This window comes from Pontimicrobium sp. IMCC45349 (assembly GCF_047219225.1).
In the GTDB taxonomy this organism is placed as follows: domain Bacteria; phylum Bacteroidota; class Bacteroidia; order Flavobacteriales; family Flavobacteriaceae; genus IMCC45349.
Genome location: NZ_CP178208.1, coordinates 2,050,442 through 2,076,621 on the forward strand (window position 1 = coordinate 2,050,442; position 26,180 = coordinate 2,076,621).

22 protein-coding genes are annotated in these 26,180 nt (G+C 30.6%); 6 read left to right on the plus strand and 16 right to left on the minus strand.

What is annotated here, in order from left to right:
- Positions 1 to 99: 99 nt before the first annotated feature.
- Positions 100 to 927, plus strand: coding sequence for a hypothetical protein (locus ACLII3_RS09515; protein ID WP_412983998.1), 828 nt, complete (start codon positions 100 to 102; stop codon positions 925 to 927).
- Position 928: 1 nt separating this feature from the next.
- Here the strand turns inward: ACLII3_RS09515 and ACLII3_RS09520 are convergent, their stop codons facing one another.
- The 15 genes from ACLII3_RS09520 to ACLII3_RS09590 all read right to left on the minus strand — a co-directional run bounded on the left by ACLII3_RS09520 (position 929) and on the right by ACLII3_RS09590 (position 14,424).
- Positions 929 to 1,186, minus strand: coding sequence for a glycine dehydrogenase (locus ACLII3_RS09520; RefSeq protein ID WP_412983999.1), 258 nt, complete (start codon positions 1,184 to 1,186; stop codon positions 929 to 931).
- Positions 1,187 to 1,195: 9 nt separating this feature from the next.
- Positions 1,196 to 1,750, minus strand: a complete 555-nt coding sequence (locus tag ACLII3_RS09525) for a sigma-70 family RNA polymerase sigma factor (protein WP_412984000.1) — start codon at positions 1,748 to 1,750, stop codon at positions 1,196 to 1,198.
- 76 nt (positions 1,751 to 1,826) lie between these two features.
- Positions 1,827 to 2,528: a YqjF family protein gene (locus ACLII3_RS09530; protein ID WP_412984001.1), complete on the minus strand. Its 702-nt coding sequence runs from the start codon at positions 2,526 to 2,528 to the stop codon at positions 1,827 to 1,829.
- On the minus strand, positions 2,525 to 3,424 hold the full coding sequence (locus ACLII3_RS09535) for a TIGR01777 family oxidoreductase (RefSeq protein ID WP_412984002.1): 900 nt from the start codon (positions 3,422 to 3,424) through the stop codon (positions 2,525 to 2,527). Before ACLII3_RS09535 ends, ACLII3_RS09530 begins: the two co-directional genes overlap by 4 nt.
- Positions 3,421 to 3,765, minus strand: a complete 345-nt coding sequence (locus tag ACLII3_RS09540; protein WP_412984003.1) for a hypothetical protein — start codon at positions 3,763 to 3,765, stop codon at positions 3,421 to 3,423. Before ACLII3_RS09540 ends, ACLII3_RS09535 begins: the two co-directional genes overlap by 4 nt.
- On the minus strand, positions 3,762 to 4,166 hold the full coding sequence (locus tag ACLII3_RS09545) for a hypothetical protein (protein WP_412984004.1): 405 nt from the start codon (positions 4,164 to 4,166) through the stop codon (positions 3,762 to 3,764). Before ACLII3_RS09545 ends, ACLII3_RS09540 begins: the two co-directional genes overlap by 4 nt.
- 6 nt (positions 4,167 to 4,172) lie before the next feature.
- The gene (locus tag ACLII3_RS09550; RefSeq protein ID WP_412984005.1) at positions 4,173 to 4,523 is read right to left on the minus strand and encodes a hypothetical protein; all 351 of its coding nucleotides are present in this window, start codon (positions 4,521 to 4,523) and stop codon (positions 4,173 to 4,175) included.
- A 53-nt stretch (positions 4,524 to 4,576) separates the two neighbouring features.
- The gene (locus ACLII3_RS09555) at positions 4,577 to 5,080 is read right to left on the minus strand and encodes a GbsR/MarR family transcriptional regulator (RefSeq protein WP_412984006.1); all 504 of its coding nucleotides are present in this window, start codon (positions 5,078 to 5,080) and stop codon (positions 4,577 to 4,579) included.
- Between the two features lie 74 nt (positions 5,081 to 5,154).
- Positions 5,155 to 5,928, minus strand: a complete 774-nt coding sequence (locus tag ACLII3_RS09560) for a hypothetical protein (protein ID WP_412984007.1) — start codon at positions 5,926 to 5,928, stop codon at positions 5,155 to 5,157.
- Positions 5,929 to 5,974: 46 nt separating this feature from the next.
- The gene (locus tag ACLII3_RS09565; RefSeq protein WP_412984008.1) at positions 5,975 to 7,300 is read right to left on the minus strand and encodes a TolC family protein; all 1,326 of its coding nucleotides are present in this window, start codon (positions 7,298 to 7,300) and stop codon (positions 5,975 to 5,977) included.
- Positions 7,301 to 7,359: 59 nt separating this feature from the next.
- Positions 7,360 to 8,715: an HlyD family secretion protein gene (locus tag ACLII3_RS09570; protein ID WP_412984009.1), complete on the minus strand. Its 1,356-nt coding sequence runs from the start codon at positions 8,713 to 8,715 to the stop codon at positions 7,360 to 7,362.
- A gap of 11 nt (positions 8,716 to 8,726) precedes the next feature.
- Positions 8,727 to 10,370, minus strand: a complete 1,644-nt coding sequence (locus ACLII3_RS09575; RefSeq protein ID WP_412984010.1) for a peptidase domain-containing ABC transporter — start codon at positions 10,368 to 10,370, stop codon at positions 8,727 to 8,729.
- Positions 10,371 to 10,523: 153 nt separating this feature from the next.
- Complete coding sequence (locus ACLII3_RS09580; RefSeq protein ID WP_412984011.1) at positions 10,524 to 12,551, minus strand: M3 family metallopeptidase; 2,028 nt, start codon at positions 12,549 to 12,551, stop codon at positions 10,524 to 10,526.
- 230 nt (positions 12,552 to 12,781) lie between these two features.
- Positions 12,782 to 13,267: a 5-(carboxyamino)imidazole ribonucleotide mutase gene (purE, locus tag ACLII3_RS09585; RefSeq protein ID WP_412984012.1), complete on the minus strand. Its 486-nt coding sequence runs from the start codon at positions 13,265 to 13,267 to the stop codon at positions 12,782 to 12,784.
- Between the two features lie 2 nt (positions 13,268 to 13,269).
- The gene (locus tag ACLII3_RS09590; RefSeq protein WP_412984013.1) at positions 13,270 to 14,424 is read right to left on the minus strand and encodes a 5-(carboxyamino)imidazole ribonucleotide synthase; all 1,155 of its coding nucleotides are present in this window, start codon (positions 14,422 to 14,424) and stop codon (positions 13,270 to 13,272) included.
- A 137-nt stretch (positions 14,425 to 14,561) separates the two neighbouring features.
- On the opposite strand from ACLII3_RS09590, the gene ACLII3_RS09595 reads away from it, so the two are divergent.
- From ACLII3_RS09595 to ACLII3_RS09605, 3 genes are all read left to right on the plus strand, one after another.
- Complete coding sequence (locus tag ACLII3_RS09595) at positions 14,562 to 15,671, plus strand: adenylate kinase (protein ID WP_412984014.1); 1,110 nt, start codon at positions 14,562 to 14,564, stop codon at positions 15,669 to 15,671.
- Positions 15,672 to 15,734: 63 nt separating this feature from the next.
- Positions 15,735 to 16,733, plus strand: a complete 999-nt coding sequence (obgE, locus tag ACLII3_RS09600) for a GTPase ObgE (RefSeq protein ID WP_412984015.1) — start codon at positions 15,735 to 15,737, stop codon at positions 16,731 to 16,733.
- Between the two features lie 53 nt (positions 16,734 to 16,786).
- Complete coding sequence (locus tag ACLII3_RS09605; protein WP_412984016.1) at positions 16,787 to 17,311, plus strand: DUF4136 domain-containing protein; 525 nt, start codon at positions 16,787 to 16,789, stop codon at positions 17,309 to 17,311.
- A gap of 36 nt (positions 17,312 to 17,347) precedes the next feature.
- Here the strand turns inward: ACLII3_RS09605 and ACLII3_RS09610 are convergent, their stop codons facing one another.
- Positions 17,348 to 23,626 carry an MG2 domain-containing protein gene (locus tag ACLII3_RS09610; RefSeq protein ID WP_412984017.1) on the minus strand — a complete coding sequence of 2,093 codons (6,279 nt, stop codon included), beginning with the start codon at positions 23,624 to 23,626 and terminating at the stop codon, positions 17,348 to 17,350.
- A 186-nt stretch (positions 23,627 to 23,812) separates the two neighbouring features.
- Between ACLII3_RS09610 and ACLII3_RS09615 the strand changes: the two genes are divergently transcribed.
- Both ACLII3_RS09615 and ACLII3_RS09620 read left to right on the plus strand, forming a co-directional pair.
- Entirely contained in the window at positions 23,813 to 24,766 is a 954-nt protein-coding gene (locus ACLII3_RS09615; RefSeq protein WP_412984018.1) for a tetratricopeptide repeat protein, read from the plus strand.
- Positions 24,767 to 24,821: 55 nt separating this feature from the next.
- On the plus strand, positions 24,822 to 26,177 hold the full coding sequence (locus ACLII3_RS09620) for a UDP-N-acetylmuramate--L-alanine ligase (RefSeq protein ID WP_412984019.1): 1,356 nt from the start codon (positions 24,822 to 24,824) through the stop codon (positions 26,175 to 26,177).
- Positions 26,178 to 26,180: the final 3 nt, after the last annotated feature.

Here is a 26,180-nt window from a genome sequence, read left to right on the forward strand (position 1 = left end):
ATGAGCAAAATTACACAATTTTAGTGTTTTTAAATGACTAATTTTTGAAAGTTTTTAAGCAAATATTTGGTTTATTAACAGTTTAACTATTTTTGTGATATGACCACACTAAAACGGTTTTTAGATTTTTATATAAACAGTAGTATTCATGTTGCTTTAGCTGTTTGTAGTTTGGCTATAATTACATGTTTTAACTTTAATGTTGAAGTTGATATAAACCTAATTTGTTTCTTGTTTTTTTCGACTATTACTGGTTATAATTTTGTTAAGTATTTTGGGTTAGCTAAGTTTCATCATAGAAGTTTAGCCAATTGGTTAAAATATATTCAACTATTTTCTTTAGTCGCCTTTTTTGCTCTTATATATTTTACGTTTAAGTTGAATGTTAATGTAATATTTATTCTTTGTGGTTTAGGGTTGATTACTTTTTTATATGCTATTCCTTTTTTACCAAAAAAGTATTTTCTAGATAAGAGTAAAAATTTAAGGACTGTAAGTGGACTAAAAATTCATGTAATAGCATTTGTATGGTCTATTACAACTGTAATAATTCCTATAGTTAATCAAGATTATGTTATCGATTTTGATGTTGTAATAACTACGATACAAAGATTTCTATTTGTTTTAATTGTAATGCTACCTTTTGAAATAAGAGATATGAAGTATGATAGTTTGAAATTGGGAACTATTCCGCAACGAATAGGAATAAAACAAACAAAGCTTATTGGAATAGTATTGATTGTTTTAATGTTACTCTTAGAGTTTTTGAAAGACGAGTTCTACTATGATCAATTAATGATTTTAGTAATAATTATGTTTGTTACAGGAATATTATTGTGGTATAGTACTATAAAGCAAAAGGCTTATTATAGCTCATTTTGGGTAGAAAGTATTCCAGTGTTTTGGTTGTTATTATGCTTGTTGTAGCTTAATGATTTTGAAGCTCTTTTTCGAAAGATTCTTTTATTTGAGCTTTTTCGAAAGGTTTTAAACAATCTACTTTAGGGTCTTTAGTGAGCTTGGTTAGTTTAGCATTTCGTTTGGTGTATTCTCTACAAGCTTTACAATAAATTAAATGAATGTTTAGTTTGATTTTTTCCCACAAAGTAGATTCTTTGTACTGTGTTTTATCGCAAGTATGATTTGCTTCTTCACAAGGAATAAATATGCTGTTCTTTTTACTCATTTTAATTATTTATAACCAGTTTTTTTCTAAACATGAAGCTAATGCTGTTCTAGCTCTATGTATTATAACCCAAAGATTAGACGCTGTAATATCTAATTCATTACAAATTGCTTCAGTTTCATAACCTAAAAGTGTTTTCATCTTAAAAACTTCAGCTTGTTTTTCAGGTAATTTAGATAAACAAGCATGAATTGCTGCACCTAACTCAACATTTTCAATTGAGTCTTCAGCCGTTTTATCAAATGGATCAGCAACACGTTTTTCTAACCAGCTACCTTCTTCATCGTTATCATTGTTAAAATTAACTCTTACTTCGGCTTGACCTTTTTTAGAGTTTATTTTACGATAGTAATCTATAATTTTTCGTTTTAAAATAGAAATTAGCCAAGTACGTTCGCTAGCTTCTCCTTTAAAATTTTTCATAGATTTTAAACCAGCAAAAAAAGTGTCTTGAACCAAGTCTTGAGCAGTCTCCCTATCTCTAACTCTTGTAATAGTGTAGTTAAAGAGGTAGTCTGAATACAAGTCTATCCATTTATTTGGATTTAATTGATGGTTTGGCATATACAGATTTAGTTTGCTTTACCAAAAATAGAAATAAAACTGAATATGTTGGCTTTTTATGAAAAGTTTAAAACTATTAATTATAAATTGGATTTATAATACGCTTTTTTTCAACTGTTATTTCTGAACCTAAAGCTAAGAATACTGATGATGGTTTTTTATTTTTTAAAACACTAAAGGGTTTACCATAGTTAAGTTCAAAGTCAATATTCAAGTTATAGTTTATAACTTCTTTTTGCTTCCACTTTGGGTGTTTTACTTCGTACTCATAGGTTTTGTTTTTATGTTTTGTATAACCATAGTAATGCTCTGCAATAAATTCGGCTTCAGAGTTTTCTTTTAAAGGAATATCTATATCTAAAGTGTTTACCGAAAACTCTTGCTTAACATCATTTACATACCATTGATACAAATAATGATTTGATACTTCATCATTAATATGCTTCATTTTATGAGTTATATAGTGCTCATTATAAACTGTATTTGCTATAAATGTAATGAGAGGTTTAGGTACAATTTCCTTAATAAAAACCACTCCACGTTTGTTATTATGTTTTACATAAAAGCGAAGGTTGACTTCTTCAAAGTTAATGTGATATGGTAGTTTTAAACCTAGTACTTTTGTATTTTTAAACATAAAGCCTACTAAGCTAACAAAGCATTTACCATTATAGAAATCTAGCTCTGTTCCTAAGGGTAAATAAGGCTTTAGTATGTTTGGATCAATTTCATAATTAATCATTATTAGGTTTTTCCAATGTGCTTTAAGGAATGTCATAGCGTTAAATTTTTAAGAGCATTTTCAATGTTTGTAAATTTAAATTTGAAACTATTTTTAAGTAGTTGTTCTGGAACTACATTTCTGCTTTTAAGAACCAATTCAGTTTCGGTGCCAATTAACTTAGCGCCTAATTTTAATAGCGCGTTTGGTTGAGAAATGCCAAAAGGAATATTTAATGATTTTCTCATTTTATCCATTAAGGTTTTATTGTTTGTTGGTTTAGGTGCACATAAATTAAAATTACCTTTTAGTGATGTGTTTTTGATTAAGAATTCGACCGCACGAGCAAAATCTAACTCATGTATCCAACTTACTTTTTGCTTACCATGACCTTGTTTGCCACCTAAACCAAGTTTAGTTAAAAATTTTAAAGGTCTATAAGCGCCACCATTTTTGCCAAACACGATAGCTGTTCTTAAAGCGATTTTACGTGTTTTGGGATTTGTTATAGAATAAAATGTGTTTTCCCAAGCTTTAGCAATATTCATTGAAAAATCATTTCCAGTTTCTCCATTAATTTCTGTCATTTCTTTATTATAAGAATGATTATATATGGTTGCTGTTGAAGCATTCATCCATAATTTTGGAGGGTTTTCGCAAAGATTTATTGCTAAACCTAATATGTTTGTTGAGTTAATTCTTGAGTCGTAAATAAGTTTTTTGTTTTTTTGATTATATCTGCAATCAACAGATTTACCAGCAAGATTTATTATAACATCTGTATGTTCTAATATTTTAGTCCATTCTCCTAAGTCTTTACCATTCCAATATATGTGGTTTGATTTTTTTGGATTTCTAGTTAGAATTATAACTTGATACCCTTTTTTTGTAAAGTGGTTTTCTAAGGTTTTACCTAGAAAACCACTTCCACCAGCTATAACTATTAGCATCATTTTTTTTGAATTAAATATGTGAGATATACAGAATATGTAGCAATACACATTGGTAAAATAAATACTAGAGGAATTAGTAAGTAACTAGTATAGATTTCAAAGTAGCCTACAATTGACATTAAAGCTATAATCGTTAATGTAAATAGCCAATATAATTTTAGCAGATACGTTTGCTTTTTAGTGAGCCTATTAATGAAAATCACTAGTATTATTCCTATTATTAATTGTGTAATACCTAATAGTATTTGAGCATACATGCCTAAAAAAGCATATTTTATAGTAATGTATGGAATGATTGTTATTAAGTATACAATTGTATTTATATAATGTATTAGTTTCATTGTTCTTTTTTATAAAGTTGCGTTGTAATAGGTGTTCTAAGGCTTTGCTTTGACTTTCGTCTTCCTCTAAAGAATAGGAATAGGTTTAAAAATAACATTAAGCCTAAGTAAATGGTAAAGCCACCAATTTTCATACTTAACATCTCCATTAATGTTTGATAACTTAAATCGTTTGAATGGTAATAAAGTTTCATAATGTATAATGCAAAGCCAATATTTATTAGATAAAAACCTATTTCAAATAATTTATTGGTTGCTAGAGCAATGCCTTCATTGCCTTTAAATATATCTATCATAAATAAGCGACCATTTTTAAATAATGCTTTTGATACATAAATTGTTAATGTGATAACAATTGGTAGATAGATTAAATAACCGATTACAATTTTTGTGTTTTCCATGATGTATTAATTTAAAATTTTTGTTTTCGTTAAGTACTTTAGCCAAAAGATATTGTTGTAGTGTAAGAGGGCTAGTATTAACATTATCTTTCCAATTACATGAGCTAATGTGTTAATCATTTCTGTAATAGAGCTAACCGTTTCCCAGTTTGATATAGTTAGAATTGCATACCCCAGATTTACTAAATAATAGCCTATGAGTAATAAGTTGTTTACGTTTTTAACTAGAGGAAGATTGTTGTGTAATAAACTAATTAAAAACACCTCTCCATTTTTATAAAATAACCATCCAACTTTTAGCATTATAAAAGCTATAACAGGCAAGTAGATTAAATATGACAATATATTATAGTTCATTTTTATATATTCTAAACTTTCAGAAAAAATTGAAACTTTGTTTTAAAAAAATATTATTTCAATATTTTAAGAATAGATTTTGTTAACCATGTTTGATCTTGGGTCACTAATTTATTTATCATAGCATCTGCATCTCTTGTTAAATCGTGAAGTGCTTTAGTTTGTTTAATAAGCTCTTTTGTTTTTTCCGATTTATCATTTTTTATGCTAGAAACATCTTTTAAAACTTTTATTACAGGTTGAATTTCTCTACGGCTTCTTTCCTTAGCAATTGTTCGTGCTAATTCTTGTACATCTTTTTCGGTAGTAAAAAATTCTTTACGCTCTCCAGGAACAAGTTCTTTGGTTACAATTCCCCAATCCATAAGTTGTCTAAGATTCATACTTGTATTACCACGAGAAATTTTTAGATCTTCCATAATTTCTTCCATAGATAATGGTTTTGTAGAAATAAAAAGAAGCGCTTGTATTTGAGCCATAGCCTTGTTGATTCCCCAAAGCGAACCTAAGCTTCCCCAAGTACTAATAAATTTTTCTTTTGCTTCTTCGTAAGTCATTATAAATCTGTTTAAAGATTGTTTTACATTACAAATATATAAATATTTTTAAACTTTCAATAATTGTTGAAAGTTTATTTTATTTGTAAATGGATGTGGTCATCATGTCTAACTGCTCTACAACCATGAAATCTAATTTTCATTTCATTGTTTAAACCCAATGATTGCTTAAGGTGAGGTTCAATAAATAACTTTTCTGTTTTTGAAGATTTAAGTAACTTCTGTATTAATTGCTTTGTTGAATTCTTATTAAGTGATAGTTTGTTAATTGTTCCAAAAGTTAAATATTTTGGATAATCGTATTGCCAATAACCTTGGTCAATACATGACTTACTAGTTTTGTTATTCTCAGAATTTGAAAATACACCATATCCAGAAATAGAAGGCTTTTTGTTAGTAGCAATACCATATTCATCTAGATACATAAACGATAAATCAATTTTTTTTCCATCATTATGACTTAAATGTGGAAGTAACGGGAAACCGTCAAAAAATGGAAAATTAGCATCCAGATATGTAATTTTAATGTTAGTTTCTTTTGAAGCTTTCATGAGTAAATCTTTTAATTCGGGATTTACATAATTCCTAAAGAGTATGGGATAAACCAAATTTCTTGGTTTTAGTTGTTCATCAAATATCGGTAGTTGCTCTCTTCCTAAAAGTTTAGCTGATGATGGAATAATAATAAGGTTAAAAACAAAATACAGTATTGGGAAAATAAACCGTTTTTTTACTTGATATTTTTTAGAAAGTAATAATGCTAATAACCAAATTAGTCCGCCAACTTGAGTTAAGACGGTTAAAATTATTATTAAGCATAAGTGAAGTAAGACTTTAGTAATGCGCATACATTTGAAACGTGTATTTTAAATATTTGGTATTGAAATAGTAATACTAACTATTATTAAATATTGTTGAGTTAAACATTTTTGCTTTAGAATGCATAAGCTTATAATTTAACTCTAAAACTTTTAGTTGTACATTAATTAATTTTGATTCTCTAGAGTTAATTAAGAAAATAGAACTTTCACCAATTTGATATTTTCGTTCTTCGGCTTGCAATAGTTTTTTGTATGAATTTACCATTTGTAATGAAAATCCATATTGGTTAGAATAGGAGTTTATTTCTTCTTGAATAGCTGAAATTTTGGTTTTTAAGTTTACTTTTTCGGTTTCCAAATCAAGTTTATTTGATTGAATTTTATTATTTACTAATTGAAATTTTCCGCGTTCTTTTCTTAAAAAGAGAGGAATAGAAACCTGTAAGCCTAATTTATAATCATCTATGTTTAGCGAATTTAATTGGTTAGGTGTTTCGGTTAAAAAATTATAATTAAAATTTATTGTTGGTAACAAATTGTTTTTTTGAAGACGTCGTTCTATTTCAAGATGCTGTTGTTTTAATTGTAATGCCTGAATTTTAGGGTGACTGTTAATATTTATGTCACTATTAGTTTCTAAATTTAGAGACCTATCTAGAACATCTAATGTGTTTGTGTCCGGAATCATAAGCTCACTAAGCTCTACAGGAGTATTTTGTATCCATAGATAATTAGACAACTTAAGTTGCGCTTTTTTTAATTTTAACTGCGCATTTTCAAATTCTTGTTTTCTATTTAAAATTGCAATGTGTGCTTCAGTAGTATCTATTGCTGCTGCTTGTCCTTCAAAATAATTTTGTTTAATACCTTCAAATCTTTGGGAAGCATTATTTAAGTAATCTAAATATATCTGAGATTCGTTATAAAAACGTAACCAATCAAAATAAGCTACTATTGCATTATAAAGGGTGTTGTTAACTAGTAGTTTTTGCGTCTCTTTGCTTTGGTCTATATATACTTTGGACTGTTTTAACATAGCCATACGTTTATTAGTTAAAAGCCCTTTAGCTAAAGGAATAGAAATACCTAGGTTGTAAAGTCCATCGATAGGAACATTGTTTTCAGGATTTAAATAAACACCTTCATTTTGTTCTATTTGACCTTTTAGTTCAATACCAAACCAAGTTGGAATTTTAAAGGCTGCATTTAGCTTGTCGTAATACTCTGTGTTTTTAAATGTTTTATGATTATAATCTACCTCTATTTTTGGATCAAAAGCACCACGCGCTTGAAGTAGTTGGGATTCTGCGTCTGTAACAACAAGATTCGCCTGTTTTATTAATGGATGATAGGTTTTTACATAACTCATGTATTCTGCTAAAGATAAAACTGTATTCATTTCTTGAGCAGTTAAAGAATTTATGTTGAAGATTAGAATCAAAAATATAATTAGCCGTCTCATTTTTTAGCTGTATTTAATGATTTATTGGATTCTGGTTGGTAATAGTTTGGAGGAAAACTGTTTAATTTTCGCCAAATTTCAAACCAAATAGGTACATCTTCTAATAAGGCAATGGTTCTAGCACCAGAGCCAACTCTTAAAGCTTTAGGCCAAGGTTGATCGCTTGTGTCTGGAGCTAGTAATACACGATATTTACCGTTGGGACTAATAAAGTTTTCAATGGCAACTACTGTTCCTCCATAAGTTCCATAAGAAGCATTAGGCCAACCAGAAAAAACAATTGCTGGCCATCCATCAAATTGAACGCGAACTTTTTCACCAATATGAATTAGCGGAAGGTCAATAGGGTTAATAAATGTTTCAACAGCCAAATCATAATTGGCTGGCATAATGCCTATTAAAGGCTCTCCTTGTTTAAAAGTTTCTCCAATACCTCCTTTAATAGCTTTATTAATATAACCATCTTGAGGTGCTATAATGTAGAGTAGGTTATGACGCTGTTGGTAATTAGTATATTGGTTTTCTAATTTAGTTACTTGAGCTTCGGCATCAAAACTAGATGATTTAGCCGATAATAACTCACTCTGTGTTTTACTGATTTTATCTCCAAACTCTGCATCAATTCTTGAGAGTTCAATTTCAGCATTAATCACATCATTTTTACTTGAGATTAGTTTGTTTTCTTGAGCAATTAATTTAGCCTGTGCTTCTTGAAGTTTATTTTGTTTTACTTCCACATCTTTTATAGCCATTAACCCTTCTTTTTGTAAGGTACTTACACGATTAAATTGTGTAGAAGCAATATTGTATTTGATAGTTGCAGCAGCTAGTTCTATACTATCACTTTGCACTTTTAATTTAGTTTGTTTTAGTTTATTTATAGCTTGCTTATTTTTTAAAGTTTGCTCATACTGTAAAGCTTTTATTTGAGATTGTTTTGCAGAAATTTTGTCTTTATATGCATTTACCGATGAGGTTTTTGCTTTTATTTGTTGCCCAGTTCGTTCTACTAATTGTGAGTCAAAATAATCACTTTTTATTTCGGAGATTTTTAAAATGGTGTCACCTTTTTTTACCAAATCACCTTCTCTAACAAACCACTTTTCAATACGTCCAGGAATTTGCGATTGTATAGTTTGAGGTCTTTGATCAGGAGTTAAGGTAGTTAGCTTTCCTTTACCCGAAATGTTTTGTGTCCATGGCAAGAATAGAATGACAATAAGAATTATAAAAAACGCAATTAAATAGCGTTTAAAAGTTTCACCATAGCTTTTATTTAAAGTCATTGCACCAGATTTAAAATTATCTAATGCTACTTTTTTATTGAGGTGATTATGTGATATGTTAAGCATTTTTGATAGGTTTAATTGGTTATTTTTCCGTTAGATAATATCTTTACTTCAGTACACTTTTGGGTCCAGTATTTATTATTGCTAATAACTATAACTCCCCAAGGATTACTTTTGTCGGTCAGAAAATCAATAATGGTATTGGTTTCTTGAATATTAAATTGGTCTAAGGCATCTTCGAGAATTAATAGTTTGGGCTTTTTAACTATAGCTCTAGCAAGAATTATTTTTTTAGAAACTGTATACGAAATACGTTTACCTTCAGGGTAAAGTTTTGTGCTTAATCCTTTTGGCTGTACTTTTAAAAAGTCACTAAGATTTGCTTTTTCCATAGCCCAAAGGATGTCTTCATCACTAATAGTCTTATCTCCAAAGCTTATGTTTTCTCTAATAGTGCCTTCAAATGGGGCTTCTTCATTAATAGACAATCCAAGGTGTGCTCTATAGTGATTAATTAGAATACTTTCTGATGAAAGACCATTAATAAATAAGTGTCCTTTAGTTGGTTTTATGACTCCAGAAATTAAACTTAATAAGCTCGACTTACCAGAACCAGTTTCTCCTTGAATTAAAATGCGACTCTTACTGTTTATTTTTAAAGATATGTCCAAAAGTATTGGCATTTCTCTATCTTCAACAGAATAACCTACATTTTGAAGCTCTACATTAAAATCTTTGATAAAGTTTGGTTGATTACCATGTTGATTTTCTAGATCTTTATCGACCACTTGACCAAGTTTTTCTATAGCTGTAAGCACATCGTAAAATGGTTCTAACGATAGAATTAACTTCTCAACAGAAGCTATTACAATTAGTATAATAATTTCGGCAGCTACAAACTGGCCAATATTCATTTCTTGATTAATAACTAAAAATCCACCAACAATTAACAGTCCAGCAGTAATGATAACTTTAAAGCCAATCATTTGTATAAATTGTAGCATTAAGACTCCAAAATGCTTTTGTCTGGCTTCAAGGTAATTTACCACCAAACTATCATTTTTTTCTACTGCCAAATTGGTTCTACCAGATAATTTAAAGCTTATGACAGAACGTGCTATTTCTTGAATCCAGTGAGCTACACGATATTTATACTTAGATTCTTTTAGGCTGGTCATTAATCCTTGTTTTGCTGTATACTTAAAAACCATAAATACTAGTGCCAATACTAAAAGTCCAAATAGAATAAAGAATGGATGGTAAAATGATAGTAATATCAGTGCAAATACTATTTGAAGTAAAGCTGTTGGGATATCAATTAAAATTTTAGCAAGTCCTTTTTGAATTGTAATGGTGTCAAAAAAGCGATTTGCTAACTCTGGCGGATAATAATTACGTAGTTCTTCAAACTTAATTTTAGGAAAGCGATAGCTTAACTCAAATGAAGCACGCATAAATATGCGTTGTTGTATACTCTCAATAATCTTTAATTGCATGAGTTGTAATATTCCAGAAAATATTACGCCGATGGTTACTAATATTACTAATACAATCCAAGAAGTTGATATTTGAGCGCCTTGAATTAAGTTAACAATTGCTTGTATACCTAATGGAAGAGATAAGGCTACTAAACCAGAAAATATAGCATAATTGAAGACTTGATAGATGTCTTTCTTCTCTAACTTTACTAAGCCTAATAAGCGTTGCCATGGTGTCATAATCTTAAAAATTTTAGTTTTTCAATTTTTTTTTCGATTGCAAATATAATAGTATTACTATCTTTTTAAAAAGTTTAACTATTATTTTTGTATTTGGTGCAAAAAAAAACCATCAACTAAATGTTAATGGTTTATAAGTTTATGTGCGTATAATTATATTAATCCAGCACGTCTTAAAAGCGCTTCTGGTTTAGGTTTTTGACCTCTAAAACGTTTGTATAATGTCATTGGATCTTCAGTACCACCTTTACTTAAAACATTGTCTTTAAATTTAGTGGCAATATCTTTATTAAATATGCCATGTTCTTTAAAATACTCAAAAGCATCAGCATCTAAAACTTCTGCCCATTTGTAGCTATAATATCCAGATGAATAACCTCCTTGAAAAATATGTGCAAATGCAGTACTCATACAGTTATCTTTTACTCCAGGATATAATTGAGTTGCACCAAAAGCCTTTGTTTCTTGTTCTTTAACATTGGTTATGTTTGATGGATCTTGACCATGCCATGACATGTCTAACAATCCAAAACTTAACTGACGTAAGGTTTGCATACCTTCATGAAATGTTGCAGAAGCTTTAATCTTATCGATTAATTCCATTGGTATTACTTCGTTTGTTTCGTAGTGTCTAGCAAACAGCTCTAATGCTTCTTTTTCGTAACACCAATTTTCCATAACCTGACTTGGTAATTCTACAAAATCCCAAAATACACTAGTTCCAGATAAACTAGGATATGTTGTATTGGCTAACATTCCATGTAAAGCATGTCCAAACTCATGAAATAAAGTAGTTACTTCATTAAAAGTTAGGAGTGAAGGTTTACTTTTTGTAGGCTTTGTAAAGTTACAAACTATAGATACATGAGGACGTTCTTGATTTCCGTTTTCAACATATTGCGATTTAAACGAAGTCATCCACGCTCCATTACGTTTTCCAGCTCTTGGAAAGAAATCAGCATAAAAAATGGATATTAAATCACCATCATTGTTTGTAACTTTGTAAGTTAACACATCTTCATGATATTTATCAATGGTGTCAATTTCTTCAAAGTTTAAATCAAACAATTTATTAGCAACTGTAAAAGCACCATCAATAACATTCTCTAGCTTGAAATAAGGTTTTAACTGTTCATCGTCAAGACTGAATAATTTCTGTTTTAATTTTTCTGCGTAGTAAGCAGAATCCCATTTTTGAAGTTCTTCAATACCATCTAGTTCTTTTGCAAATTCTTGGAGATTTTTAAATTCTTTTTCAGCAGCAGGTTTCGCTTTTTCTAATAATTCATTTAAAAATTTATCAACGTTTTGAGGAGATTTAGCCATACGTTCTTCAAGTACAAAATCTGCATGAGTATCATATCCAAGTAATTGAGCACGTTGGTGACGAAGATTAGCAATTTTAAGTACTATATCTTGGTTGTCTAATTCATCATTTTTAAAACCTTTGCTGCCAAATGCTAATGATAATTCTTTACGAAGTTCACGATTATCAGCATAAGTCATAAATGGTATATAACTTGGATAATCTAAAGTAATCATCCAACCTTCTTTATTTTTACTTTCTGCTAATTGTTTTGCAGCTTCTTTTGCGCCTTCTGGTAATCCAGATAAATCATTTTCGTTTGCAATAAGCATTTCAAACTTATTGGTTTCGGCTAGAATATTTTCACCAAACTTAAGTTTAAGCTTACTTGATTGTTTATCAATAGATCTTAATTGCTCTTTTTTGTCTTCAAGTAAGTTAGCACCATTTCTTGAAAAGCTTTTATAACGTTTATCTAAAAGTGTTTTTTGTTCTTCGGTTAAGGTTAAAGTGTCTTTTGAATTGTATACCGATTTAATTCTTTTAAATAATGTTTCGTTAAGTGTAATGTCATTTCCAAATTCAGAAAGTAATGGAGATACTTCTTGAGCTATTTTTTGTATTTCATCATTAGTTTCTGCAGAATTTAAATTAAAGAATATACTCGAAATTCTATCTAATTCTTGTCCAGAGTAATCTAATGCTTCAATGGTATTTTTAAAAGTTGCAATTTCTGTATTATTAGCAATTTTGTCAATTTCTTTTCTAGCCTTTTCAATTGCTAATTTAAATGCAGGAAGAAAATCTTCATTGTTAATTTTTGAAAATGGAGCAGTGTTATAAGACGTTGAAAACTTTTGGTTTAAGACACTCATTTTTAGGATGTAGGTTTTTTTTTGATTTTTTTATTAAAGTAAAGATTACAACTTTTTTTTAGCCGTAAGTCTTTTCTTTCTAACTATCTGATTTTGTTATTTTTAATTAACAAAAGCTTGTTTATTTGTTATTTTTAATTACTTTCGCCCAGAATTTTTCATGGAGCATTTTGCTCTTAAAAAATGGTTGATTAATAGCAATTTTAAAACCTCGGATTTTTTTCGAGGTTTTATTTTTTTATAGACTTAGCGCCTTCAATAACTTTTGCTTTTAAGCCTTCTTTAAAAACAACAACTTTATCAAGTACACACTTGTCAGATGCACCAATAATTTGTGCTGCAAGAATACCTGCATTTTTAGCACCATCTAAGGCTACAGTTGCCACAGGAACACCACCAGGCATTTGCAAAATAGATAGTACAGAGTCCCAACCATCAATTGAGTTTCTTGATTTTACAGGAACACCAATTACAGGAAGTGGAGATAATGAAGCAACCATTCCTGGTAAGTGGGCTGCACCACCAGCACCTGCGATTATTACTTTAAGGCCTCTTTTATGTGCATTTTGGCTATAGTCAAAAAGTTTTTCTGGTGTACGATGTGCAGATACAATATCTACTTCAACTTCAATGTCAAAACCTTTTAATATATCTATTGCTTCTTGCATAACAGGAAGATCACTTGTACTTCCCATAATTATTCCTACTTGTGCCATAATTATTTGCTTATCACTTTTATTTTTTGTTTTACTTCTTGAGCAATTTTCCTTGCTTCATTTATATCTTCATGAACAATAGTAACATGCCCCATTTTTCGAAATGGTCTCGTTTGTTTTTTTCCATAAATATGAGGTGTAACACCATCCATTTCCATAATGGTTTCTATGTTTTCATAAAAAACTTCTCCAGTATGACCTTCAGCGCCAACTAAATTTACCATAATACCACCAACTTTATTGGCTGTACTACCAAGTGGTAAATCTAAAATTGCTCTAATATGCTGTTCAAATTGTGATGTGTAGTTTGCTTCTATAGTTTGATGACCAGAATTATGAGGTCTAGGAGCAACTTCGTTTATTAGAATTTCATCATCTTGAGTTTGAAACATTTCTACAGCTAATAAGCCTACATGTTCAAAAGCTGCGGATGTTTTTAAAGCAATAAATTCTGCTTTTTTAGCTACTTCTTCTGAAATTCTTGCGGGACAAATTACATATTCAACTTGGTTAGCTTCAGGGTGAAATTCCATTTCTACTACAGGAAAAACTTTGACATGCCCTTTAACGTTTCTTGCTACAATTACTGCTAATTCATTTTTAAAAGGAACTAACTCTTCAGTAATACACTCTACGTTAGGTAGGTCGTCTAAATCGGAATGTGAGCGTACAATCTTTACACCATTACCATCATAACCAAATTGAGCACTTTTCCAAACAAAAGGAAAATCTAATGTTTCATGTTTAATGGCAGTTAAAATTTCATCCTTATAGGCATATCTAGAAAAGTTGGAAGTTGGTAAATTATGATCAACATAAAATAACTTCTGCTTAGCCTTATTTTGAATAGATTCAAGTGTTTTAGCTGAAGGATATACATTTATACCTTCTTTCTCTAAAGCTTTTAAAGCTTCAATATTTACGTTTTCAATTTCAATAGTTAAGGTGTTCACCTTTTTACCAAAATTATAAACGGTTTCGTAATCCATTAAATCGCCTTGATAAAATTCATCACAAGCAATTTTACTTGGTGCTTCATTACTAGGGTCTAAAACACAAGTGTAAATATCAAATTTTCTTGTGTTATAAAGTAGCATTTTTCCTAGTTGACCACCACCAAGAATACCTAGTTTAAAGTTAGAAGAAAAGTAGTTCATTCTTTAAAATTCACTGTTTTATAATCAGATTTATGCAAAAATACATTTAAATATGATATTATAAGCTAAAAACGTAAGGCAAAACAAGTAAAACGTTAATCAATTGATTATCTTTGCATCTTTCAAAAACAGACAAGGTGATAAAGCTTCACGATTTATATTTTAAGCCATTTATTTCTGCTCAAAAAATTGAGGATACAGTTGAACGTATGGCACAAGAAATTGCCAAAGATTTAGGCGATGAGATTCCAGTATTTGTAGGTATTTTAAATGGGTCGTTTATGTTTGTAAGCGATTTTGTGAAAAAGTATCCAAAACCATGCGAAGTTACATTTATTAAATTGGCTTCTTACGAAGGCGTTAAGTCTACCGAAGATATTCAACGATTAATTGGTTTAACTCAAGATTTATCTGGAAGAACAGTGGTAATTCTTGAGGATATTATAGATTCGGGAAATACAATGGATGAAGTGCATAGGATTTTTAAAAATGAATCTGTAAAAGAGCTTATTATAGCCACCATGTTTTACAAGCCTGAGGCTTATAAAAAAGATTACAAACTACATTATATAGGTATTGAAATTCCTAAAAAATTCATAGTAGGCTATGGCTTAGATTATGATGGCTTAGGAAGGGATTTACCTGAAGTATACCAATTAAAAACAACACAACACATGACAAATTTAGTATTATTTGGACCTCCAGGTGCAGGTAAAGGAACACAAGCAGAATTTTTAAAGCAAAAATATAATCTAGTACATATTTCTACAGGAGATGTATTTAGATATAATATTAAAAATGAAACTGCTTTAGGTACATTAGCCAAGTCTTATATGGATAAGGGTGAATTAGTTCCAGACCAAGTAACTATTGACATGTTAAATGCTGAAGTAGAAAAGAATGCTGGTTGTAATGGGTTTATTTTTGATGGATTTCCAAGAACAAATGCTCAAGCAGAAGCTTTAGATAAATTAATGGACTCTAAAGATTCTCAAATTAATGCTATGATTGCATTAGAGGTTGACGATGAAGTATTAGTTGGACGTCTATTAGAAAGAGGAAAAACAAGTGGTCGTGCTGATGATGCCGACGAAAGTATAATTAGAAATAGAATTACTGAGTATTACAGTAAGACAGCTATATTAAAAGATTATTATTCTGCTCAAGATAAATATTATGGAGTAGATGGTGTAGGTTCTATTGAAGAAATAACGGTACGTTTAAGCGCTGTTATTGATTCATTATAAGAAACTTTAATATTTAAAAAAAGAATAAGATTCCTGCTTTTGCAGGAATCTTAATATAAAGATATGACTGAAGGGAATTTTGTAGATTACGTAAAAATTTATGCAGCCTCTGGAAATGGAGGTAAAGGCTCTGTGCATTTACATCGTGAGAAGTACAATGCTAAAGGTGGTCCAGATGGAGGTGATGGTGGACGCGGAGGTCATATTATTATAAGAGGAAAAGAAAACCTTTGGACACTTTATCATTTAAAGTTTAAAAAGCACTTTAGAGCAGAGCATGGTAGTCATGGGAGTAGTGCTAGAAGTACTGGAGCTGATGGCGCAGATGTGTACGTAGATGTACCATTAGGAACTGTTGTAAGAGATACTGAAACTGATGAAATTCTTTTTGAAATTACTTCAGATCAAGAAGAAGTAATTCTTTGCCAAGGAGGAAAAGGAGGTCGAGGTAATTGGCACTTTAAAAGCGCAACTAATCAAACACCAAGATATGCGCAACCAGGAATTCCACTTGAAGAAAAACGTGTTACTTTAGAACTTAAAGTACTTGCAGATGTTGGTTTGGTTGGATTTCCTAATGCAGGAAAGTCAACGTTACTTTCTGTTATTACGTCTGCAAAACCAAAAATTGCCGATTACGAGTTTACAACTTTAAAACCTAATTTAGGTATTGTTGAGTATCGCGATTACCAAACTTTTGTAATGGCAGATATACCTGGAATTATTGAAGGAGCTGCCGAAGGTAAAGGTTTAGGACATTACTTTTTAAGACATATTGAACGTAACTCTATTTTACTGTTTATGATTCCTGCTGATGCAGACGATATCCATAAGCAATATGATATTTTGCTAGATGAGTTAAGACGTTACAACCCAGAAATGTTAGATAAGGAACGTTTTATTGCTATTTCTAAAAGTGATATGTTAGATGATGAGTTAAAGGCTGAGCTTAAAGTAGAACTAGATAATAACTTGCCTATAGATTATATGTTCTTGTCATCGGTTGCACAACAAGGTATTACACAACTAAAAGATAAGTTGTGGCAGATGTTAAATGCATAAACTAAATATTTATTAGATTATTTTTTGATTAATTTTATAGAAAATTACATGCTATGAAATTAATTAGAGTTTTACTTTTTTGCTTTTTGGTGACTTCTTGTGCCCCAATTTATGTGAATTTTGACTACGAAAAGCAACACGATTTTACGCAGTATAAAACCTATAATTACTATTCGGATATTGAAACAGGGTTAAATGAATTAGATAGTAATCGTTTACTAGATGTTTTAGATAAAGCAATGATAGCTAAAGGTTATACATTGTCAAGCACACCAGATTTCTTTATCAATATTACCAGTAGGGAATTTTACCAATCTCAAAACGGCTCAGTTGGAGTAGGAGTAGGAGGTACAGGGGGAAATGTTGGTGGAGGTATTTCAATAGGTTTGCCTATTGGACAAGCAAATGTTAATCGTCAAATAGTATTTGATTTTATTGACGAAGATGGCATAGGTTTGTTTTGGCAAGCAGTTTCTGAAAGTAACTATAACCCAAAAGTAAAACCAGAAAAAAAAGAAGAAAGATTTTCGGCAATTGTTGCTAAAGTTTTAGCTGGTTTTCCACCTGAAAAGAAATAAAAAACGCACTTATTAAATGAACAAGTGCGTTTTGAATTAATCCACTTTAATTTTTACGCCTTCGCTATGACTGCTAAATTCAGGAGCATACATGCTTTGTATAGTAGTGATGCCATTACTCATATTTCCTGAATTATTTACTCTTAAGTCGTATTCAAAAACATACACACCTTTTGGTAAATAATCGAAGAAGAAATTTGTAGCTGCATCTTTTGTGCTTTCGTAATAGCCTAAACCATCTTGCCATTTATATTTCGATAAAACGTTTACTGGTTCTAATCCAGCAGCTCTCATATCTTTCATATGAACAAATTCCATAGCTCTATCGCTACGTAGTTCTATTCGAACTCTAACTAAGTCACCAACTTTTAAGGGAGTATCACTTGTAATTTCTGATAATTCTTCACCTAAATCAGTATTCTGTTTTAAGAATAGTTTTTTCTTTAACTGCAAAGGTGTTTCAGAAGAGGTGATTTTATCTAAATCTTCAAAGTATTGCCAGTATAAACTTCCCCAAGCAATACCTGCTCCTTTTTTTGTGAGTTTAACTTCTGCTAATTCAGGTGTGATTTCATTTGCAGACCAAGATGTTTTATAGTAGCCTGTGCCTGCTTCCACTTTTACAGTTTCTAGTTTAGAAGGTTCTATTTTTTTATTACCAATTTCTACATCAACCATTTCAGTTACACTTAACCAGTCGCTGCCTTGTAAAAGAAGTGCATAAACAGCTTCGGTAGTTGCTTTGGTAGTTTTCCATCTGTTAGTTTGTTTGTTTTTAAGTAACCATATTTTTAGGTTGTCAATAGTTGTAATATCACTTTCAATTTCAGCAAAAGCTTCAATAAGTAAAGCTTGGGTTTCAATAGGTGCTTGATACCAATACCAAGAGTTGCTATTTTCTTTCCAGTACATACCTAATTCGTCACTAGTAATACTGTTTTCTTTTAACGACTTTAAAATTTTATTAGCTGTTATACTATCATCCATTCTATGAACAATTAAAGCCATCAAACCTTTAGCGTATAACGAGCGTTTTAACCAATACTTCTTGATTTGATCATGGTAGTACTCAGTTATTTCTATAGCTTCTTTTGGTTGTCTATACTCTTTATAAAAACTACGCATATATAAATAGTGTAGTTGGGTATAGCTTAAATGATCTTTGCTTAAATCAATGTTTTTATTGTATTTTTTTAAATCTTTATATTCTTTAATAAATGCTTGGTCTAAATACCTAATAGCATTTATGGTCATGGTGTGTTCTTCTTGCGGAATGGCTACACCTAATTGTTTTAAATGACCAAAACCAGTAATCATATGTTGTGTGATATAACGGTTATCACGACCACCATTAAACCAAGACCAAGCTCCCGAACTATTTTGATTACGCTTTAGTTTTTGTCTTGCAGTTCCAAGTTCATTATTCATTTTATTTAAATCGAATAATAAAGCGATACGTTTCTTTTGTTCTGTTTCACTTTGCGCATCACGAAGCCAAGGTGTTTCTTGAATAAGTAATGACTTTAACTCCTGATTTTTTTCAAGGTTACTAATAAGCGCTTCAGAATTTTTCCATTGGTTAAAAACCTCTTGAATTCTAGGGTTACTATTAGCAATATGACTTGCTAATGCATTGGCATAATAGCGAGAAAAAGTTTGCTCATTACACTCGTAAGGATATTCCATTAAATATGGTAATGCTTGTACAGCATACCAAGATGGATTGCTTGTAATTTCTAAACTTAAATTATGATGTTTTAAAGTTGTAGAGGATGTGTTTTTAAGCTTGTCTAGTGTAAACGTTTTGGTTTCATTACTACGAATCCACATTGGTAAGGTTTCGGTTACTAACATGCGGTTACTTAAAACGGGTATTGCACTTTGTTCGCCATCACTAAAATCGCCAGTAGTAGCTAGTACTTTATATTGAACTGCTTGTACATCAAATGGAATGTTTAACGACCAAGAAGCCTCTGTATTACCTTTGGTATTTACAGTAAAGTTTTGTGTTATACTGTTCTCGACTGTGTTTGAATTGATAAGCTTATTAGTAATATCGTTTCCTGTTAAAGCATCTGTTAGTTCTAATTTTACATGACCAGACAGTTCTTTATCTGTTAGGTTTGCAATTTTGGTACTAATAGTAATTTGGTCGCCTTCACGTAAAAAACGAGGTGCATTTGGGATAACCATTAACTCTTTTTGGGTTACGGTTTCCAAAGTTTTTAAGCTACTCTCCATGGTTTTAGTATGCGCAGCTAATTGTACTTTCCATTTGGTTAAAGCTTCAGGTGTTGTAAAATTAAAACTTACATTACCATTGGCATCTGTTTGCAATTGTGGCAAAAAGTAGGCTGTTTCTTGTAGGTTTTTACGAACTTGAATGTTGTTGAAACTTACGTTGTCTTTTGTTGTGATTATAACAACTCCATTAACTCCTTTTTCTCCATAAACAGCTAGCTCTTTAGGGTCTTTTAGTATTTTTATGCTTTCAATACTATTAGGTTCAATGTCTAATATGTTATCTCTAATTTCACCATTAACTATATATAAAGGTGCGCTAGATTTATTAATAGATCCAACACCACTTACTTTTACAAAAGCACTTTGACCAGATTTGCCATTTCCTCCTACAACATTAACTCCTGGAGCTGTACCTTGAAGCATTTCATCTATTTCTACAACGCGTACAGCAGATGTTAATTCATCTCTCTTTTTTTCTCCAAAAGCAGTTATTATGACTTCTTCTAATTCGGCATCATCTTCTATAAACATATCTGTTGTCATTTCACGAATCATGATTTGGCTGTTATAAAAATAGAGTCCAAACCAATTGGTTTGATCGTATTCTTGACGCGAAATTGCTTGTCGTTTATAAGGGTTGTGTACTCTAAAATTATTAGTTCTAAAACTATTGGATGGGTTTGTATAGTACTGAGAATAATACGTTGGTAATGTATTTGTATTAAAATGCCATTGATGTGGTTTAAACTCATCTAACGAGGCATCGTACATACTTGCTAATAATTCAGCACTTACTTGGTCGCCTTTAGAGCCTTTTATTTTAAAGCTCCATGTTTCGCTAGTTCCAGGTTGTAACTTATCTCTAAATGTTGTGGTTTCAATATCTAAATCAGTTTTTGGATAAGGTACATTTACAGTTATAGAAGATGCTTCAAAGCTATTGAAAGCAGCATATGAATAATGTATTACAAAACCTCCTAAATCATCCTTAGTTACAGGAATTTTTAAGGTTTGTTTATTGTTGTTTAAAACAACTTTATGCTTACTAATTATGTTATGGTTTTTTTCTACTTCAACATAAACAGTTAGGTTACTAGCAGCAGATGCTAAAGTTAATTCGACTGTGTCATTAGGCTGGTAACTCGTTTTGCTAGTATTAATATTAAAGAGTTGTTTATCGGTTAAGGTTTTATCTTTAGCACTATAAACTGTTGTCTTTGATTCTGCTTTTACAACTTGACCAAATTTATCTTTAGTTTCTAACTCAATAATATAGGCACCAGATTTCCATTTTTTAATGTTCCCTAGTTTTGTTGTTTTAGACTTTTCGGTGTCAAAAGACTCTGTGAAAACTAATTTCCCTTTATCCCAAAACTCACTACTACTTTCGTTGTCGTAAGCTTCGTTAGGAAACAATTTATGGAACTCTGTTTTGGATAATGTTTTGTAATCTGGAGCAGACCATGGTCTTGGACGTAATACATTATCAGGTGCTTTAAGTTTATATATTTTAATGTATCCTTTTGCTGGTACAAACTCACCATTTAAATTATTGGTATTAATAGTAAGTTCATGTTTTTTAGAATCTTTGTCCAGTTTTGAATCTAAACTAATAGATGCTGTTAGGCTATGGTAACCAACATTTACAATAGTAGTTTCACTTCTAGTTTCGCCATTAATATCTGTGACATCAGCAGTTATTTCATATTGAAAAATTGGTAAGTTTTTCTTGTCTACACTATTGTCAGGTAAGGCTTTAAATGTAATGCTGAATTCACCTTTTTCATTGGTTGTTGTTTTTCCATGTGTTATTTCTTGAGCTTCGTTTCTATGCCAAGGATTGTACCTGTAAAACCAATTTGGGTATTGAACTTTACGATGCACTCGATATACTACTTGTGCATTTGTAATATTACTGCCAGCAAATGCAATGGCATTACCTTTTATTTTAACACTATCGTTTACTTTAAAACTTTCGGTAATTGGATTGAACTTAGCTTCAAACTTAGGACGTTTGTATTCTTCTACATCAAAATAACTATATACAGCTAATCTGTTAGCTTCTTTTTGTCCGTGAAAAGTCATTCTATAACCACCAGTAATACCATTTTTTGGTAATATAAATTCAGCAGTAACTGAACCAAATTCATTGGTTACTGCTTCATGTCTAGCAACCTCTTGACGATTAGCATCATATAAAATAGCGATAGTTGGTTCGTTAGCAATAACAGAAGAGACATTATCTTCGGTTTTCATTATAATGCCTTTGTAATAAACCGTTTGTCCAGGTCTGTAAATACTACGATCTGTAAAAATAAAACCATGTAGTTTCGTTTTTTCTTCTTCTTGTTTTTTCCTTAGCTTATCAATGTAATAACCTCCAAAATTTGCTTTTTGATTATTTTTTGAAACAACTACTTTAATGTTTGTCCATCTGTCAGACTTTTTATGAAATACAAATTCACCATTAGCATCAGTCGTTTTTTTAACGCTTTTATAATTGTCTTTATAATTTTTTTGATACGATAGATTTATAGAAGCATTAGTTATTGGAGCACCATTATTTCTATTAATAACTTGGTAAGTGATTATATCATCACTTTTCTTTTCTATTAAGGCATAATCTGTAGATTGAATGCTGCTAAAAGCATATGTTTTAAAATTATCTTTTTGAGCTACAATTAGATATTGACCATTATCAAGTTTAGGAATAATAACTTCAGTACTGTGTTGTTGGTAGTCTTCTTCGTTTCTAAGGCTTTGATTCCATTTTGTATAAACCTTTAGCTTTTTAATGTATTTAAGCTTATCATCATTATCATACAATTGGTAAAGACGATTGATTTGTTTTTCAGAAATATGATAGATAATAAACTCAAGGTTATTTAAGTTTTTGTAGTTAACTAATACTTTAGCGTTTAGGTTAAGAGGTACGTAATTTTCAGCTTTTATGTTTAAAGAGTTACGTAAAATAGTTTGTTGTAAATCTTGACATTTTTTGGCAGCTCTGCTATCTGGAAAAGTAAACATAGTTGCCTTACATAAGTTTAAAGCCTCTTTAGTTTTCCATCTATGTTGGGTATTAGTTATTGCATTATAAGTATTGCCTTTTTGATAGTGTAAAGTGGCGATTTCAAAAGTGTATAAACCAGAAGTTTCATGGTTGGTTAACTTGTTTTTTTCTTTTTCAAGAGTTTCTAAATAAAGTGTTTCTTTATTATTAAAAGTAGCATGTTGCTTTACAAATTTTAAACGTTCTAGGTTTACTTCTGTAAGCGCATAAGGAGTTCTATATTTTAGGTGAAATTGAATTAAATCTTGGTATATTTTTAAAGCATTTAATTGCAGTGATGTAGTATCTTTAGACGTAATATTTAATGTGGAAAAAGTTGTTGCATCTCCAATATAGTTGGCATTGTCAATCTCAAATTTATATGAAGGATTTGTAATGCTGTTTTCGGATGTTTTATAAAATTTAAGTGCGTTATGTGCTAAAAAATCAAAAAGTGTAGGTCTGTATTTTTTTGAATCGGCAGCAGTAATTAATAAGGTGTCGTAATGTTTTAAATCTTCTAGTTGAAGTAGTAAACCATTTTGTAATGAGTTTTGATAATGCTTATGAATTTCATTAAATAATGTTTGTAAATCCCAAGTTCTAAAATCGGTTTCATCTACTATAGCTTCCGTTTTTGTACGATTGTAAAATCTATATCTGTTATTATCAAAATATTGCCAATAAAGGTTAGCTAATAGGTTTTCTAAAATATTAGTAGTAGGAAATTCACTATTTTTAATTTGGGTTTTAAAGTCACTAATAACTTTTAATTGTGCATCTTCCTCAAGAGTTAAAGCATATTTGCTTTTATAAATAAGCGATTTAATTATTTGATTGTTATTATATTCTTTTTGGGCTAAAGCTGCAATATCCTCAACAACTTTTAAAGCCGATTTTGGTAAACCTTCATTTTCAAAATCAGTCACGTCTTTCCATAGTTTATTAAAACTATCATTTTGAGCATGAGAGAGGTTAGAGAATAAAACAATCATTAGTATAGCAATGTAATTTTTCATTGATTTTATATTTAGCTGTAATAATACATTCAAAAGCCATTCCAAAAAATACTAAATGAGTAATATATTATCTTGGGTTAGTGAATGTACATATTTTTAGAGTGAAATTGAATAATAAACAAGATGAATTATCTATTTAATGTTTAAAAAATGAAAGCTTACTTTTGTGTTTTCGACCTAGTGTTTATGAGGCAGTTATTTTTCTTTTTATTATGTCCAATAATGGCTTTTAGTCAGTCCCTTTTTGTTGAGGTAAATACGTTGTTTGAAAGCAAGTCGTATGTTAAAGCACAAGCATTAATGGAAACTTATGTTGCTTCCAATCCTAGTGATATAAAAGGGCTTGAACTATTGGGTGATGCTTATGGTTACCAAAAAAAATGGGATGATGCTATTGTGTATTATAAAAAGTTAGTCGATTATGATAATACAAATGCGAACTACCATTATAAATATGGAGGTGCTTTAGGAATGAAAGCATTAAGTGTTTCTAAATTAAAAGCTTTGGGTATAATTGGAGATGTGAAAACTGCTTTTTTAACTGCAGCTGAGTTAGATCCTGAACATATTGATGCACGTTGGGCCTTAGTGGAATTGTATATGCAACTTCCTGGAATTGTTGGAGGCAGTAAAAAGAAATCTTTAAAATATGCTGATGAGTTAGAGCAATTATCTTTGGTTGATGGTTATTTAGCTAAGGGTTATATATACGAATATGATGACGAACCAGAGTTAGCAGAATCGTATTTTAAAAAGGCAATAAAAGTAGGAGGTTCTTTAACCTGTTTTCAAAAACTAACAGATTTATACGAAAATAATAAACAACCTCACAAGGCAGTTGCTAATATTGAAGCTGCTTTCGAAAAACACAACAGAAATGCATTGCACTATCAGATAGGAAAAGTATGTGCTGATTATAATATTCAGTTGGAAAAAGGCGAACGATGTTTAAAAGAGTTTATTAAAAATCATACTGCTAAAGATGGTGTGCCAATAGAATGGGCTTACTTTAGATTAGCTCAAATTTATAAGAATAGAATAAATAAAACTGAAGCTTTAAGTTGGATTGATAAAGCTATAGCAACGCGCGCAAATTTCACCCAAGCATTAGAGGAAAAAGAAAAGATTTTAAAACTCTAAAAAGCTTAAAAATACATTAGCAATACTTATATTTACTTTCTATTTTAAGTAAACTATGAACGTACATTTTATAGCTATTGGTGGTGCTGCAATGCATAACCTTGCCATTGCATTACATAATAAAGGGTATAAAGTTACTGGAAGTGACGATACCATTTTTGACCCTTCAAAATCTCGATTAGAGGCCAAAGGATTATTACCAGAATCTTTTGGATGGTTTCCAGAAAAAATCACATCTAATTTAGATGCTATTGTATTAGGTATGCATGCTAAGGCAGATAATCCAGAATTGCTAAAAGCTCAAGAATTGGGATTGAAAATTTATAGCTATCCAGAGTTTTTGTACGAACAATCCAAACATAAAACAAGAGTTGTTATTGGTGGAAGTCATGGAAAAACAACTATAACTTCTATGATTTTACATGTAATGCATTACCATGATGTAGAGGTAGATTATATGGTAGGAGCTCAATTAGAAGGTTTTGATGTGATGGTGAAACTAACCGAAGAGAACGATTTTATTGTGCTTGAAGGCGATGAGTATTTAAGCTCTCCAATTGATAGACGTCCTAAATTTCACTTGTACCAACCAAATATTGCTTTACTAAGTGGTATTGCTTGGGACCATATAAATGTATTTCCAACTTTTGATAATTATGTGGAGCAGTTCTCCATTTTTGTAGATAATATTACAAATGGAGGTAGTATTACTTATAATATTGAAGACGATGCAGTAAAACAAGTTGTTGAAGCATCCGAAAATCCAATACGTAAATTCCCTTACGAAACACCAGAGTATGCTATTGAAGATGGTGAGACTATGTTAGAAACACCTGATGGTCCTATGCCAATTGAAGTGTTTGGAAAACACAATTTAAATAATTTAGCAGGCGCTAAATGGATATGTCAACACATGGGAATTGATGAAGACGATTTTTACGAGGCTATTTCCACATTTAAAGGCGCTAGTAAACGTTTAGAAAAAATTACCGAAAGTAATACTAGTGTTGCATATAAAGATTTTGCACACTCACCAAGTAAAGTAAAAGCTACTACAACTGCTGTAAAAGAGCAATATAAGGACAGAACATTGGTAGCTTGTTTGGAGTTGCATACCTATAGTAGCTTAAATGCAGAGTTTTTAAAAGAATACAAAGGCGCACTTGATGCAGCAGATGTTGCAGTAGTATTTTACTCGCCTCATGCTGTGGAGATAAAAAAGTTAGAAGCAGTTACACATGAGCAAATAGCTAATGCATTTGAACGAGACGATTTAATTATTTATACAAATCCGCAAGAATTTAAAGACTATTTATTTTCTCAAAACTTTAATGATAAAGCCTTGCTATTAATGAGTTCTGGGAACTATGGAGGGTTGGATTTTGAAGAGGTAAAAGGATTGATTAGTTAGTAA